Annotated in this window: 14 protein-coding genes; 7 read left to right on the top strand and 7 right to left on the bottom strand. The window is 71.2% G+C overall.

The window, feature by feature from the left end; translation table 11 throughout:
• Positions 1-24 precede the first annotated feature (24 nt).
• Positions 25-696: a response regulator transcription factor gene (locus tag ACXKR8_RS40530; protein ID WP_458269509.1), complete on the bottom strand. Its 672-nt coding sequence runs from the start codon at positions 694-696 to the stop codon at positions 25-27.
• Between the two features lie 20 nt (positions 697-716).
• Positions 717-1,952 carry an ISL3 family transposase gene (locus ACXKR8_RS40525; RefSeq protein ID WP_458274984.1) on the bottom strand — a complete coding sequence of 412 codons (1,236 nt, stop codon included), beginning with the start codon at positions 1,950-1,952 and terminating at the stop codon, positions 717-719.
• Positions 1,953-2,410: 458 nt separating this feature from the next.
• Here ACXKR8_RS40525 and ACXKR8_RS40520 point away from each other — a divergent pair, with 458 nt between their 5' ends.
• Positions 2,411-3,742 (top strand): DUF2079 domain-containing protein, encoded by a 1,332-nt coding sequence (locus ACXKR8_RS40520; RefSeq protein WP_462100046.1) that lies wholly within the window; start codon positions 2,411-2,413, stop codon positions 3,740-3,742.
• 234 nt (positions 3,743-3,976) lie between these two features.
• Here ACXKR8_RS40520 and ACXKR8_RS40515 read toward each other — a convergent pair whose 3' ends face one another.
• The 5 genes from ACXKR8_RS40515 to ACXKR8_RS40495 all read right to left on the bottom strand — a co-directional run bounded on the left by ACXKR8_RS40515 (position 3,977) and on the right by ACXKR8_RS40495 (position 8,319).
• On the bottom strand, positions 3,977-4,441 hold the full coding sequence (locus ACXKR8_RS40515) for a MarR family winged helix-turn-helix transcriptional regulator (RefSeq protein ID WP_458269507.1): 465 nt from the start codon (positions 4,439-4,441) through the stop codon (positions 3,977-3,979).
• 86 nt (positions 4,442-4,527) lie between these two features.
• Positions 4,528-5,820: an FAD-binding protein gene (locus ACXKR8_RS40510; RefSeq protein ID WP_458269506.1), complete on the bottom strand. Its 1,293-nt coding sequence runs from the start codon at positions 5,818-5,820 to the stop codon at positions 4,528-4,530.
• Positions 5,821-5,910: 90 nt separating this feature from the next.
• Positions 5,911-6,582, bottom strand: coding sequence for an NAD(P)H-binding protein (locus ACXKR8_RS40505; RefSeq protein WP_458269505.1), 672 nt, complete (start codon positions 6,580-6,582; stop codon positions 5,911-5,913).
• Positions 6,583-6,671: 89 nt separating this feature from the next.
• A complete protein-coding gene (locus ACXKR8_RS40500; RefSeq protein ID WP_458269504.1) occupies positions 6,672-7,256 on the bottom strand; it encodes a pentapeptide repeat-containing protein in 585 nt (194 codons plus the stop codon).
• A gap of 112 nt (positions 7,257-7,368) precedes the next feature.
• On the bottom strand, positions 7,369-8,319 hold the full coding sequence (locus ACXKR8_RS40495) for a helix-turn-helix domain-containing protein (protein ID WP_458269503.1): 951 nt from the start codon (positions 8,317-8,319) through the stop codon (positions 7,369-7,371).
• Positions 8,320-8,405: 86 nt separating this feature from the next.
• Here ACXKR8_RS40495 and ACXKR8_RS40490 point away from each other — a divergent pair, with 86 nt between their 5' ends.
• From ACXKR8_RS40490 to ACXKR8_RS40465, 6 genes are all read left to right on the top strand, one after another.
• Positions 8,406-8,774 carry a hypothetical protein gene (locus tag ACXKR8_RS40490; RefSeq protein ID WP_458269502.1) on the top strand — a complete coding sequence of 123 codons (369 nt, stop codon included), beginning with the start codon at positions 8,406-8,408 and terminating at the stop codon, positions 8,772-8,774.
• Positions 8,696-9,619, top strand: a complete 924-nt coding sequence (locus ACXKR8_RS40485; RefSeq protein ID WP_458269501.1) for an alpha/beta fold hydrolase — start codon at positions 8,696-8,698, stop codon at positions 9,617-9,619. Before ACXKR8_RS40490 ends, ACXKR8_RS40485 begins: the two co-directional genes overlap by 79 nt.
• A 222-nt stretch (positions 9,620-9,841) precedes the next feature.
• Complete coding sequence (locus ACXKR8_RS40480; RefSeq protein ID WP_380501362.1) at positions 9,842-10,045, top strand: cold-shock protein; 204 nt, start codon at positions 9,842-9,844, stop codon at positions 10,043-10,045.
• 105 nt (positions 10,046-10,150) lie between these two features.
• Positions 10,151-10,606 (top strand): MarR family winged helix-turn-helix transcriptional regulator, encoded by a 456-nt coding sequence (locus ACXKR8_RS40475; RefSeq protein ID WP_458269500.1) that lies wholly within the window; start codon positions 10,151-10,153, stop codon positions 10,604-10,606.
• Between the two features lie 160 nt (positions 10,607-10,766).
• Positions 10,767-12,368 carry an APC family permease gene (locus ACXKR8_RS40470; protein ID WP_458269499.1) on the top strand — a complete coding sequence of 534 codons (1,602 nt, stop codon included), beginning with the start codon at positions 10,767-10,769 and terminating at the stop codon, positions 12,366-12,368.
• Between the two features lie 111 nt (positions 12,369-12,479).
• Entirely contained in the window at positions 12,480-14,285 is a 1,806-nt protein-coding gene (locus ACXKR8_RS40465) for a SpoIIE family protein phosphatase (protein WP_458269498.1), read from the top strand.
• The last annotated feature ends 21 nt before the right edge of the window (positions 14,286-14,306 follow it).

Below are 14,306 nucleotides of genomic sequence, written 5' to 3'. Positions count from 1 at the left end.
CAGGCGTCAAGGGAGAGGGCGGGCTCAGGCCGTCAGCCGGTATCCGACGCCCCGTACCGTCTGGATCGCACAGTCGGCTCCCGCCGCGTCCAGCTTGCGCCGCAGCGCCGCCACATACACCTCGACGATGTTGATGTCGCCGCGAAAGGCGCTGTCCCAGACCGCGTCCAGGATCTCGGTCTTGGGCACCGCCTGTTCGGGGCGGCGGGCCAGGCACTCCAGCACCCCGAACTCCTTGTTGGTCAGGCTGATCCGGACCCCACCGATCACACATCGCCGGGCCGCCGGATCCAGTGCCAGGTCGCCCACCACCAGCACCGCCCCGCGACCGCCCACCGCGCCACGCCGCAGCAGGGCGCGCAGACGAGCCGTCAGCACGACATAGGAGAAGGGCTTGCTGAGGTAGTCGTCCGCGCCGCAGTCCAGCGCCTCGGCCTCGTCGTACTCGCCGGTCTTCGCGGTCAGCACCAGAATCGGGACGATGTTCCCGGCGCGGCGCAGTTCCTGGCACACCTTGAACCCGTTCAGCCCCGGCAGCATCAGGTCGAGCACGACCGCGGCGTACGTCCCACTGCGGGCGAGCTCCAGGCCGGTGTGGCCGTCGCCGGCCAGGTCCACGACATAGCCCTCGCCTCGGAGGCCCTGCTGGAGCGAACGCGCAAGGCGTTCCTCGTCCTCGACCATCAGAAGTCGCATCGGGCCAGCATAGTGGGTCATCAAAGTTGATGGGTCGTCAGCTTTCCGCGTGCCCTTCGGGTGGTTGCGCAGTGTGATCGCAGGCGTTGGCTCCGGCGGTTTCGGAAGCCGTAGGCCTTGCGGGCTTCGAGCTTGATCACGCGGTTGTTGCCTTCGGATGCGGCGTTCGTTATGCCGGTTTTGATGTAGTTCTCGATGCCGTGCCACCACTGGTCGACGGTTTCGGCGAGGGTGACCAGTTCGACCAGGTAGGGGCGGTCGGCACAGAAGGCCTGGAAGCGGTAGCGGGCGGCGGAGACCGCGGAGCGGTCGGGAAGGACGTGGGCGTGCTTGGCGGTGAGCCGCAGCAGGTCGCGCAGGAGCTCCTTGGCACGCCAGCCGTCGAGGATCTGCTTGCCGTAGGTACCCATATCGGTCAACTCGTCGGCAAGCGTGGCCAGTTCTGTGGTGGTGAGGTCTTCCTTGTTGCGGCGCAGGAGCTTGCGGACGCTCCAGACGGGGTCGCCCTTGCGGGCGCGGCGGCCGTGGTGCCTCCAGGTGAGGCGGCGGCGCAGGTCGGCCAGGTGGCGCTGGGCGAGCTGGACGACGTGGAAGCAGTCCACGACGATTCGGGCGTGGGGCAGGGCGGTGCGCACGGCGGCGCGGAAGGTGGCGCACAGGTCGATGGCCACGTACCTGACCCGCTGTTTCCAGGTCTCGGGCTGGAGGGTGAGCCAGGCGGCGACGGAGGCGGCGTTGCGGCCCTCGACCTGCCCGAGCAGGCCCTGGCCGCCGACCGCGTCGACGAAGCCGATATGCCAGGCGTCGGCGACCAGTTCCCATGTGCCCGTTTCGGGGTTCTCCCGCCAGACCGGCTTGCCCCTGCGGGTCTCGTCGATGCCGACGGCCTCGGTCACGGGCGGCTGATCAGGCAGGACGAGCTCGGCGTACTGTTCGAAGGCAGCTTGGGCAGTGGGCCAGGAGATGCCCAGGTCACGGCCGGCCTGTACGACCGTGCGGCCGTCGTCGGCCACCACGCGTCCGGCCTCGCGCCGCAGCGCGCGGGTCAGCCGGGCCCCCGCTGGCACCTCGCGGACCTGCTCGGTGAACGAGCCGCGCGGGCACAGCGGTTCCGCGCAGAACCAACGGGACTTGTGCCAGTGCAGATCCACACGTCGTCCACCGTAAGGAAGTTGGCGGGGGCGGGTGAGACGTGGGCCCTTCCTCGTCGTGGAGAGCACTCCGCACTCCGGGCATGCCCGCGCACCCTCGTCCACCGTCGCCACGTGCACGACGAGAGCCGGCCCGACCTCCTCCACCTTGATCACCCCCAGCCCCTCCAGGCCCAGCAGCAGTGTCGCGTCCGTATCGGCACAGGTATCGTTGATGTTCGAGCCCGCAGGTGTTCGTGATCGGTTTCTCTAGACAAGAACCATGATCACCAATCCCTGCGGGCTCCTTGCATCCGGGGCACACCACACCCGGCATCGTCACCCAACGTGACAGTCAATTGGCTCAAGCCGCTGACGGCCCATCAAGTTTGAAGACCCAGCATAGTAGGAAATCCGCTCCGCCGATAAATCTCCCGATAAAGCTGAAGTAATCCTCAGAATTCTTCAGCTTCCCTTCAGCAGAGCCCTTCTAGCGTCGCAGGGTGATTCCGCCTCGCTTCCTTCCGATATCTCTCGCCGCACTGTTCTGCATTCTCTACGGTACGGTCGCCGTCTCCCGGCAGATGCATCTGCAGACCACCGGATTCGACCTCGGCATCTTCGAGGAGGGGGTACGCGGCTACGCACACCTGCGGGCCCCGGTGGCGGCGCTCAAGGGCACCGGGTTCAGTCTGCTGGGAGACCATTTCAGCCCGGTGCTCGCGCTGCTCGCTCCGGTCTACCGGGTCTTCCCCCACGCACTCACGCTCCAACTCGCCCAGGCGGTGCTGTTCGCGGCCTCGGTCGTGCCGGTCACCCGGTTCGCCGTGCGCAGCATCGGCGGCGCCGGAACGGGGCTGCGGCTGGGAGTCGCCTATGGACTCTCCTGGGGCCTGTGGCAGGCGGTGTCCTGCGACTTCCATGAGATCGCCTTCGCGGTGCCGCTGATCGCGTTCGCCGTGGAGGCGCTGGCCTGCGCACGGTATCGGGCCGCGGTGTGCTGGGCCCTGCCGCTGCTGCTGGTCAAGGAGGACCAGGGACTGCTGCTGGCCGGCCTCGGCCTGTACGTCTTCGGGTGCGGACGCCGCCTGCTGGGCGCGGCGACCGTGGCAGCAGCGGCGGCGGTGACCGCACTCGCCGTGTTCGTGCTCGTCCCGGCGGCGAACCCGGACGGTGTCTACAGCTACGCGAGCCAGGCAGGGAACGGCAGTTGGCAGGGGACGGACGCCAAGGGCACCACACTGCTGATCCTGCTCGCGCCGACGCTGCTGCTGGCCCTGCGCTCACCGCTGGTCCTGCTGCTGGCACTCCCGCTGGCAGCACGGTTCTCGGCCCTGCAACCGGAGTACTGGAGCACCCGGGAGCACTACAACGCCACGCTGATGCCGGTGCTGTTCCTGGCCTTCGCCGACGCCCTGCGCCGTCCCGGCTGGGGTCGCGCTGCCCGGCGCGCGGTGACGACCGCGGCGCTGCTGGTGGGGGTGGCGCTGACCGCGTCCATGGTGCCGCTGCCCCAACTCGCCCCGCCCGGACCGGTGGTACGGGCGGAGCTGCGGGCGCTCTCCGTGATCCCGGACGGGGCCAGGGTGGCGGCGGCGAACCAGCTCGCCCCGCAGTTGACCGGGCGCTGCACCGTGTCGCTGTTCCCCTACCTCACCCCGCCGGACGCATCGGGACCGTGGTCCCGTCCGGTCGCGGACTGGGTGGCGACCCTGGACGACCCCGGCGACTTTCCTCTGCCGAAGCGTCAACTCATCACCGCTGAGGAGGGGTTGACGCCGCTCGGCTACCGAGAGGTGGCCAAGGGCGCTGGCGTCACGGTGTATCGATGGGAAGACAGACGACCAACTGCGCTCCCCGCCCGCTCAACGGCTCCTCCGCCCGGGCGCTGCCGCCGAGGCCCTGGGCGGTGTTGACGAGGACATAGGTGCTGGTGGTGGCCTTCGCAGGCGACAGCTTGCATTCGATCGGCGGTTGACCGCAGGTCGCATCGCGCCGCTGACCCAGATCGCCGCCAAACCGAATGCCAGGGCCGCAGCGAGGGCCGCGCCCAGAAGGGCGCGGGTGCGGACCGATATTCGCTGCCAACCGCTTCGCATGGCGTCGGCGCAGGGGGAAATTCGAGGACGACCGGCCGGCCGAAGAAATCCTCAGGAAATCGCCGCGGTGTGCGTCGCTTCGACGGCGCGGACCAGGGGGGCGAGTTCCGGGTTGGCGGCGGCCTGGTCGAGGGCCTCGCGCAGAGCGGTGTTGTTGGTGGGCCGGGCCTGCTCCAGCAGCCGCAGTCCGGCGTCGCTGACGTTGGTATAGATGCCGCGCCGGTCGGTCGGGCAGAGGTAGCGGGCGAGCAGGCCGCGGTCCTCGAGCCGGGTGACCAGGCGGGTGGTCGCGGACTGGCTCAGCACCACGGCGTCGGCCACCTGCTTCATCTGCAGATGCCCGCCCGTCCCGTCGTGCTGCCGGCTCAGGACGTCCAGCAGCGAGTACTCGCGGACGCTCAGCCCGTGCCGTGCCTGCAACTGGCGCTCGATGTGGGCCTCGATCCTGCCGTGCAGCAGGGACAGGGCGCACCAGCCCTGGGCCAGGGCGGTCAGGGCCGGATCGGTGGCGGTCATCAAGGCCTCCTGTGACTGTGACGAGAACCGCGGTTGCGCATACGCCAGTATAGCGCGCTTGCAATTAGCCAGCGCATGCAAGTTTTTCAGTCCGCGACGCCGCGCTCGCCGCGGTCGCCGAGGTCGCCGAGGACCCCGCGCACGAAGCCGTTGCGGAACTTGCCCTCCGGGTCCAGCCCGGCCACCAGCTTGCGGAAGTCCGCGGCCCGTTCGTAGCGGGCCGTCACCTCGCCCACGCCGGCCGTGAACGTCTTGCCCCAGTGCGGAAGGGCGCCCAGGGGAGTGAGTGCCGCCTCGACCGCCGCCAGCACCGGGGCGACCGCGGCCTCGTCCTTGATCCAGGTGAAGTGGAAGGCCACCGAGTTACGCCCGTAGGCCGGGCTGAGCCAGAGGTCGTCCGCCGCCACCGTGCGGATCTCGGAGACCTGGAGCACCGGTGCGATCCGGGCCCCGAGGCTGCGCAGGGCGGTGAAGGCCGCCGGGCCCGCCGCCCTGGGGAGCAGGAACTCGGACTGCACCTCCTCCCCCGAGCTCGGGGTGAAGTCCGGGCGGAAGTGCGGCAGCCGCTGGTGCCAAGGGCCGGGGACGCCGAGTTGGACCGTGCAGTGGGTGGCCGGGACGCCGGGGACCGGATGCATCGGACGGTCCGCGGGAACCGCGCCGAGCAGCGAGGCGGGCGCGATGGCTCCGTCGCTGCGGCACTTCAGCCAGACCTCGGCCTCGGGCGCGTGCCAGTCGGTGAAGACGCTGACGCTGTAGCCCGCGCCGGTCACCGCCGCCGGATGTGCCGTGAGCGCGTCCAGACTGAGGCCGGTGTAGACATGCTGGGACACCTCGAAGGAGGGCTCGACGTCCAGGGTCACCGCGGTCAGCACGCCCAGCGCGCCGAGGTGGACCGGTGCGCCCTCGAAGCCCGCCGCGCCGCGGGCGAGCCGGACCAGGTCGCCCTCCGGGCCGACCAGCTCAAGACCGGCCACCGCCGCGGCCAGGCCCTGGTTGCGGTCGCCGGAGCCGTGGGTGCCGGTGGCGACCGCCCCGGCGACCGAGATGTGCGGCAGCGAGGCGAGGTTCGCCAGCGCGAGACCGTCCGCCTGGAGGAGTTCCGCGACCTGGGCGTAGCGCATGCCCGCCGCGACGGTGACGGTCGTACGTCCGGGGTCGACCTGGTAGCGGGGCGGGAGGCCGGCCACCGAGAGCAGGGTGCCGCCGGGGTCCGGGTCGGCGATCCGGTTGAAGGAGTGGCCGGTGCCCAGCACCCGGACCGAGCGCGCCCCGGCGACCAACCGGCGGAGTTCGTCCAGCTCGGTGGGGCGGTGGACCCGGTCCGCGGCGAAGGTGATGTTCCCGGCCCAGTTGGTCACACCGTTGCTGCTCGACATGCGTCCTGCTCCCCTACCGACGACGAGTGCCAGGATCGGCTGCCCGTGATCGCCACCCTAGTCGGACGCGTGGTGACGCCTCCGGGCCGGTCAGGCCGACCCGGCGGCGGCGGCGTCCTGCACGGCCCGGGTGACCGGGGCGTCCCCGGCGATGAGCTCCAGGGTGAGCCCGCTGGTGGCCGGGGCCTGCAGCAGGGCGGCGATCACCGCGGCCACATCGGCCCGCGGCACGCTGCCGCGGCCGGTGTGCTCGGCGAGCAGCACCCGGTCGGCGGCCGGGTCGTCGGTGAGGCTGCCGGGGCGCAGGATCGTCCGGTCCAGGGCTTCCAGGCCGGCCAGGTGGGCGTCGGCGGCGCCCTTGGCGCGCAGATAGGCGGCGAAACCCGGGTCGGTTCCGTCCGGGCGCTCGGGGTCGGCGCCCATCGAGGAGAGCAGCACAAAGCGCGGCACGCCGGCCAGCACGGCCGCGTCGGCGAACAGCACGGCGCCGGCCCGGTCCACCGTGTCGGTGCGGCCGGCGCCACCCGAGGCCCCCGCTCCGGCCGCGAACACGGCGGCGTCCGCGCCCGCCAGTACCTCCGCGACCTGCTCGACCGTGGCGGACTCCAGGTCGCACAGCACCGGCTCGGCGCCCGCGTCGCGCAGATCCTGCTCCTGCCCGGTTCTGCGGATCAGGCCCACCGGGGTGTCGCCGCGGGCGGCGAGCAGGCGTTCCAGGTGCAGGGCGATCTGGCCGTGTCCTCCGGCGATGACGGTACGCATGCCCTTGATCCTAGGAGCGGACCGCCCGAGCCGCAGGGCCAGCGCGCCCGCAGGGCCAGCGGACGGGCCGGGTCAGCGGACGGGCAGGGTCAGCGGACGTGCAGACCCAGCGCGGTGGCGATCTGCGCGGCCTGGTTCAGGTCGATGACCGCGCCGCGTATCTCCACGGTCAGCGGGTCCAGCGAGGAGAGGTCGCTGCCGCGCAGGTCCGCGCCGCTGAGCTTGGAGCCGTGCAGCATCGCCCCGGACAGGTCGCAGCCGGTCAGGGTGGCCTTCTCCAGCCGGGCGGCGGCGAGGTCGCACTCCCGCATCCGGACGTTCTCGAAGCTCGCCTGGCGCAGGTCCGCCCCGGGCAGGCCGGTGAAGGACCAGTCCCCGCCGCTCACCTGGAACAGGGTGTAGGTGCAGCGCTGGAACACGCTGCCGACCAGTTTGCAGTCGGTGAACGTGGTGTCGAAGAAGTTGCAGCTGCGGAAGGTGCAGTTGGTGAACGCGGCGCCGGTGTGCCGGGACGCGTTGAAGGCCACCCCGGCGAAGGTGCACTCGTTGAAGACCGCGCCCTGGGTGGTGACCTCGGTCCAGTCCGTGTCCAGGAAGCTGTACTGGGTGTAGCTGCCGCCGGTGAGGTCGCGGCCGTACCAGTCCTCGGCCCGGACCACGAGGGATTCGCTCATGCGGTCATTGAACACCCCGGGTCCGACAATCCGGCCCGAGCGGCGGCTGCCCCCCGGCCGCCGGCTGCCCCGGGCCGACTACCCCGGCACACCGACCACCCCTGCCCGCCGGCTACCCCTGGGCGAAGGTCCGCCGGTAGTCCATCGGGGTGACCCCGACCGCCCGCCGGAAGTGGTGCCGCAGCAGCGCCGCCGTCCCGAAGCCGCAGACCCGGGCGATCTCGTCCACCCCCAGCGCGGACTCCTCCAGCAACTGCCGGGCCCGGGCCACCCGCTGCGTGGCGAGCCAGCGCTGCGGGGTGGTGCCGGTCTCGGCGGCGAAGCGGCGGGCGAGGGTACGGGTGGACAGTCGGGCCCGGCCGGCCAGCGAGGCGACCGTGTGCTCGGTGTCCAGCGTCTCCAGCATCCAGACCAGCAGCGGCTCCAGGCTGTCCGCGTCCCGTTCGGGCATCGGCACGGCGATGTACTGGCGCTGGCCGCCGTCCCGCTGCGGGGGGACGACCATCCGGCGGGCGATCGCGGTGGCCGGGCCCGAGCCGAGCTCGCGGCGGACCAGGTGCAGGCAGGCGTCGATCCCGGCGGCGGTGCCCGCGCTGCTGACGATGTCGCCGTCGTCGACGAACAGCACGTCCGGGTCGAGCTTCGCCGCGGGGAAGCGCCGGGCGAACTCCTCGGCGTGGCGCCAGTGGGTGGTGCAGCGGCGGCCGTCCAGCAGTCCGGCCGCACCGAGCAGGAAGGCGCCGCTGCACACGCTGAGGATGGTCGCGCCGCGCGCGGACGCGGCCCGTACCGCGTCGAGCAGGACCGGCGGGTAGTCCTCGCGGATGGTCGAGGCGGGGACGGCCACCAGGTCGGCGTCCAGCAGGGCGTCGAGGCCGTGTTCCGGGATGATCTGCGCGCCCACGCTCAGCCGCAGCGGCTCGCCGGGCCGCTCGCCGCAGACCCGGAAGTCGAACGGCGGCACCCCGTCGTCGGTGCGGTCGATCCCGAACACCTCGCAGACCACCCCGAACTCGAACGGGGCGGTCTGGTCGATCAGCACGGCGGCGACGGTCCTCAGCATGCAGCCACCTTAGCTGGCAGGATTTAGTGGGGATAGGTCTCTACTGCCACTTCTGGCAGGATTCATAGGAGAGAACAATTACTGCCATGACCACCGCAGCGATCGCCCTCGTCCTCATCGTCCTGCTCGGCTACGCCCTGGAGCGCAATCACCGCCGCCAGCCCGGCCCCCGGCCGCCGCTGGCCGGCAGCAGCGACCTGCCCGACCGGGACACCCAACGAGTTCTGGCCGAACTCGCCCAACAGACCCAACAGACCCAACAGAGCAGCGGCCGCAGCCCGGGCGGCGGGCAGCAGCCTTCTCCGAGACGAAACCTGCCAGTAACCCCCGGTAGCACCGCCGTCCTACGCTCGGATGAGCAGGAGGAGGTGGGCCCGTGCCCGTCAGGCACCATGTCGTCCACGGCTATCGCCGGGCCTACCGGATCGCCGGCTCGGGCCCCGCTGTCCTGCTGATCCACGGTATCGGCGACTCGTCCGCCACCTGGGCCGAGGTGATCCCGGGACTGGCCAGGAAGCACACCGTGATCGCCCCGGACCTGCTCGGCCACGGCGACTCCGACAAGCCCCGTGCCGACTACTCGGTGGCCGCCTACGCCAACGGCGTGCGGGACCTGCTCGGGGTGCTGGGCATCGAGCGGGCGACGCTGGTCGGGCACTCGCTCGGCGGCGGGGTGGCGATGCAGTTCGCGTATCAATTCCCGGAGCGCACCGAGCGGTTGGTGCTGGTCAGCACCGGCGGCGTGGGCCGCGAACTGAACCCGGTGCTGCGCGCGGTGTCGCTGCCGGGGGCGGATCTGATGCTCTCCGCGCTGAGACTGCCGACCATGCGGACGCAGACCCACCTGGTCATCCGGCTGATGAAACTCCTCAACACCGACCTCGGCCAGGACGCCCCGGACCTGCTCAACCTGGTGGACGCGCTGCCGGACGCCACCGCCCGCAGCGCGTTCATCCGCACCCTGCGCGCGGTGGTGGACTGGCGTGGACAGGTGGTCACCATGCTCGACCGCTGCTACCTGGTCCGCGGCATGCCGACGATGCTGGTGTGGGGCTCGCGCGACAGCATCGTCCCGGTCCGGCACGCCCACCGCGCGCACGACGCGATGCCGGGCAGCCGACTGGAGATCTTCGAGGGCGCGGGCCACTTCCCGTTCCACAACGACCCTGACCGCTTCCGGGAGTTGGTCGAGGACTTCATCACCGGCACGGACCCCGGCGACTGGAGCGTCGAGCAGTGGCGCGAACTGCTCCGCGACGGCCCCGAGCGTCCCAACATTCGGACGAAGGACCTCTCATAGCGCATGGTTTCGGCCGAGTTGACCATACTGTTGCCTGCTCACCGTAGCGAGGCGAACGCATATCCGATACCTTTCCCGGCAGCAGTCGTGGTTCCGAAGTCTCAAGTGCCCGCGGTCCTTGGCCGTGGGCGTTGTGCTGTGCACCAGTCGGAGGACCAGGGCGATCACCTCAACCCTGAGGGCGGGCACCAGGCACGCCCCCAACTCCTGACAGGGAGCAGCATGGCAACCGGCACCGTGAAGTGGTTCAACTCGGAGAAGGGCTTCGGCTTCATAGCCCAGGACGGCGGCGGCGCCGACGTCTTCGCCCACTACTCCAACATCAACGCCCAGGGCTACCGCGAGCTGCTCGAGGGCCAGCAGGTGGAGTTCGAGATCGCCCAGGGCCAGAAGGGCCCGCAGGCCGAGAACATCCGCGTCATCTGACCCGGACCGCAGGAGCACCAGCCGCGCCCCGTACCGGTTCGTCCGGTACGGGGCGCAGCTGGTTCCCGGCCAGGTCGGACCGGGTCGAGTTTGTCAGTTCACCTGATGAGTTATAGCGTGGGCGGCATGGTCCACGAGGAGGAGCTGGCCCGGGTCGCCGCCGAACTGCGGGTGCTGACCGGGCAGCTGATGCGCCGGATGCGCGCCACGCACGAGGGCGCCGCACTGACCCTGTCCCAGGCCGCCGTGCTGCACCGGCTGGCGGCGGAGGGGCCGGACACCCCGGCCGCGCTGGCCCGCGCCGAGCGGGTGCGCCCGCAGTCGATGGGCGCCACCCTCGGCGCACTGGAGGAGCAGGGGCTGGTCGGACGCCGCCCGCACCCCACCGACGGCCGCCAGGTGGTGATGGCGGCGACCGAGGCCGGTCTGGCCCTGCTCGCCGAGATCAGGACCGCCAAGGAGGGCTGGCTGCTCGACGCGGTACGCACCCGGCTGGATCCGGACGAGCAGCGGACCCTGATCGACTCGGTGGCCCTGCTGCGCCGCCTCGTGGAGTCCTGAGCAGGATCCGGCGCAGAGTGTCTGACCGGGGACGCTATTGAAGTTTTTACCGTTTGACGTGCCGTCAGGCTGTCGGATACGAGCCGTCGCGCTTTACCATCCGGCCATGGCGGCGCGTCAACGCGCTCCAGGTCCGACCGTGAAAGGCCCGGTAACCCTGATGAGCACACCCCCACCGGCACCGCCCGCCGCGTCCGGCGCCTCTGCCGCGTCCTCCCCCGGTCCGACCGGGTCGGGCGCGGGCGAGAAAGGCCTCAAGGGCAACGCCCTGGGCCTGTTCTCCTCGGTCGCCATCGGCCTCGCCTCGACCGCCCCCGCGTACAGCCTGGCGGCGACTCTGGGCATCATCGTGGCCGGGGTCGGCCTGCAGGCGCCGATCGTCACCATCCTGGCGTTCATCCCGATGCTGCTGATCGCGTACGCCTACAAGGAACTCAACGAGATCGACCCGGACTGCGGCACCACCTTCACCTGGGCGGCCCGCGCCTTCGGCCCGCGCACCGGCTGGATGGGCGGCTGGGGCATCATCGTCGCGGACGTCATCGTGATGGCGAACCTGGCCCAGATCGCCGGCTCCTACGGCTTCCAGCTGATCGGCTTCCCCGGGCTGGCGAACAGCACCACCTGGACCACGGTGGCCGGGGTGATCTGGATCGCGGTGATGACGGCCATCTGCTACGTCGGCATCGAGATCTCGGCCGCTCTGCAGCGCTGGCTGCTCTGCGTCGAGGTGCTGATGCTGGTGGTCTTCTCGATCACCGCCCTGGTCAAGGCCTACTCCAGCAGTGCGCCGGCCGGCTCGATCCATCTGGCCTGGTCCTGGTTCAACCCCTTCGACGTGCCCTCGGTCAGCGCGCTCACCTCCGGCATCCTCGCCGCGGTGTTCATCTACTGGGGCTGGGACACCGCGGTCTCGGTCAACGAGGAGACCGCCGACAAGGAGCACACGCCGGGACGCGCGGCGGTGATCTCCACCGTGCTGCTGCTGCTCATCTACGCCCTGGTGTCGACCTCGGCGCAGTCCTTCGCCGGCGTCGGCGCCAAGGGCATCGGTCTCGGCAACCCGGACAACTCCGGCGACGTGCTGTCCGGGCTCGGCAACGCCGTCTTCGGCGACAAGGGCTTCGGCTGGTTCATGGCCAAGCTGCTGATCTTCATGGTGCTGACCTCCTCGGCCGCGTCCACCCAGACCACGATCCTGCCCACGGCCAGGACCAGCTTCTCGATGGCGGCCCACAAGGCGATCCCCTCGCAGTTCGCCCGGGTGCACCGCAGGTTCCTCACCCCGACCTGGTCCACCATCGCGATGGGCCTGGCCTCGATCGGCTTCTATGTACTGCTCGTGCTGATCAGCGGCAACGTCCTCACCGACTCCATCGCCTCGGTCGGCCTCGGCATCGCCTTCTACTACGGCCTCACCGGCTTCGCCTGCGTCTGGTACTTCCGCAAGGTGCTCACCCGCAGCCTCAGGAACTTCCTCTTCAAGGGCCTGCTACCGGGCCTCGGCGGCCTGCTGCTGCTGTTCTTCTTCTGCTACGCCGCCTTCGACGTCTACGCCGACCCCACCTACGGCGAGACCTCGATCAATCTGCCGCTGTTCGGGGAGACCGGCGGGGTGACCGTGATCGGCATCGGCTCGCTGCTGCTCGGCGTGGTGCTGATGCTGATCCAGTGGGCCCTGCAGGGGTCCTGGTTCCGCGACCCGGACGTGCCGGTGGGCGCGGCGGGCACGGACGCTCCGCCGATCGCCGTGGTGAAGTGAGGCCGGACACAACCCACCCGATCCTATGAACATTCTACGTATGCTTTTCTTAACGCCAGAAAGTGGACTATTTGGCGCAAACCGAACCCGATCCTTCGGAGACGCAGCGGAATGGACCACGAGCAACAGCCCGCCGCCCACACCCCGCCTCTCGCCGTAGCGGCCCACGCCGCCCGGGCAGGTGCCTACGAGTGGAATCTCATCAATGGCGACATCCTCTGGGATGACGCCGTCTGCCAGATGTTCGGCGTGGCCCCCGACGACGTCGAGGGCCGCGCCAAGGCCTTCGGCGAGGTGCTCCACCCCGCCGACGCCGCCCGCTTCTCCGCCACCCTCGCCGAACTGCTCGACCGGTTCGGCAGCTACCGCCACCACTACCGGGTGGTGCGCCCCGACGGCGGCATCCGGCAGCTGGAGGACCGCGGCGAGGTACTGCGCGATCCGGACGGCCGGCCGCAGCGGCTCACCGGGCTGATCCTCGACCGCACCGGCGAGGCCCCCGAGCCCGGCTACCCGGACCAGGCCGGCCCGCTGCTCGCGCCGCGGCCGGCGCCGGCCGGCCCGCACGCACCCCGGCCCGGCGGCACGAGCGCCGGGCAGCAGCCACTGGCCGCCGACGCCTTCCTGCTCACGCTGACCCGGGCCCTCGCCCGTGCGGCCAGCGTCGCCGACGTGACCCGGGTGATGGCCGACATCGCCAGGCCGGCGCTGGGCGCCGAGAACCTGCTGATCGACGCCAACCCGGACGTCGACGGATTCTGCTCCGAACCGGGCTCGTTCAGCACCCACGGCGTGCTGCGGTCCGATCTGTGCCCGCTGCGCGACGCCGCCTGGGAGTCGATGCGACGGGCGGTGAAGGAGGACCAGCCGCTGTTCCTCGAAGGCCTGGTGCTGCCCCCGGCACCGACCGCGAACGGCAGCGGACCGAACGGCAGCGGCCCGGTCGGCACCGGCCCGGTCGGCAGCGCCGAAACCCGCTCCTGGGCGGTCCTGCCGCTGTCCGGCTCGGACGGCTGGCACGGCGCCTGCCTCTTCGGCTTCGCCGGGCACCGGGCCTTCGACGACGAGCAGCGCACCCTGTTCACCGCCATCGGCGGCATCCTGGCGCACTCGCTCTCCCGGGCCCGCCTCTACGACACCGAGCACCAGTGGGCCGCCGAACTGCAGCGGGCCATGCTGCCGCGGCGGCTGCCCGCCGTCCCCGGCCACAGCACCGCCGTCCGCTACCTGCCCGGCACCACCGGGATGGCCGTCGGCGGGGACTGGTACGACCTGCTACAGCTGCCGGACGGACGGGTCGGCCTGGTCGTCGGCGACGTCCAGGGGCACAGCGTCGAGGCCTCGGCGGTGATGGGCCAGCTGCGGATCGCCCTGCGCGCCTACGCCGCCGAGGGGCACTCCCCCGGCGAGGTGCTGTCCAGGACCGGGCGGCTGCTGGCCGAGCTGGACACCGACCTCTTCGCCACCTGCTGCTACCTCTCGCTGGACCCGGCCACCGGGGCGGTCAGCGCGGCCCGGGCCGGGCATCCGCAGCCGGCCAGGATCCACGCCGGACAGCGGACCGCGGTGGAGCTGGACCTGCCCGGCGGCCCGCCGCTCGGGGTGGACCCGGCGGCGCTCTACCCGGAATCGGAGACCGTGCTGGCGGCCGGGGAGGCGCTGCTGCTCTACACCGACGGGCTGATCGAGACCAGGGACGAGGACATCGGAACCTCGCTGGAACGGCTGCTGGCGACGGTCGAGGACTGGGTCACCAGCACCCCCGGCACCGACGCGGAGTGGCTGGCCCGGCTGGCCGACCACCTGGTCGTGCCCTGCCTCGCCCGGACGCCGCGCGCGGACGACGTGGCGGTGTTCCTGATCCAGAACGACCTGACCGCCGACGTCCTGACGCACCGTCCGCTGCTGACCGCCTGACAGCGCGGCCCGGGATGGGCG

The sequence above is a fragment of the Streptacidiphilus sp. PAMC 29251 genome (assembly GCF_054208735.2).
The sequence above is the reverse complement of the archived record's forward strand: the minus strand, read 5'-3'. Positions and strand labels throughout refer to the sequence as shown.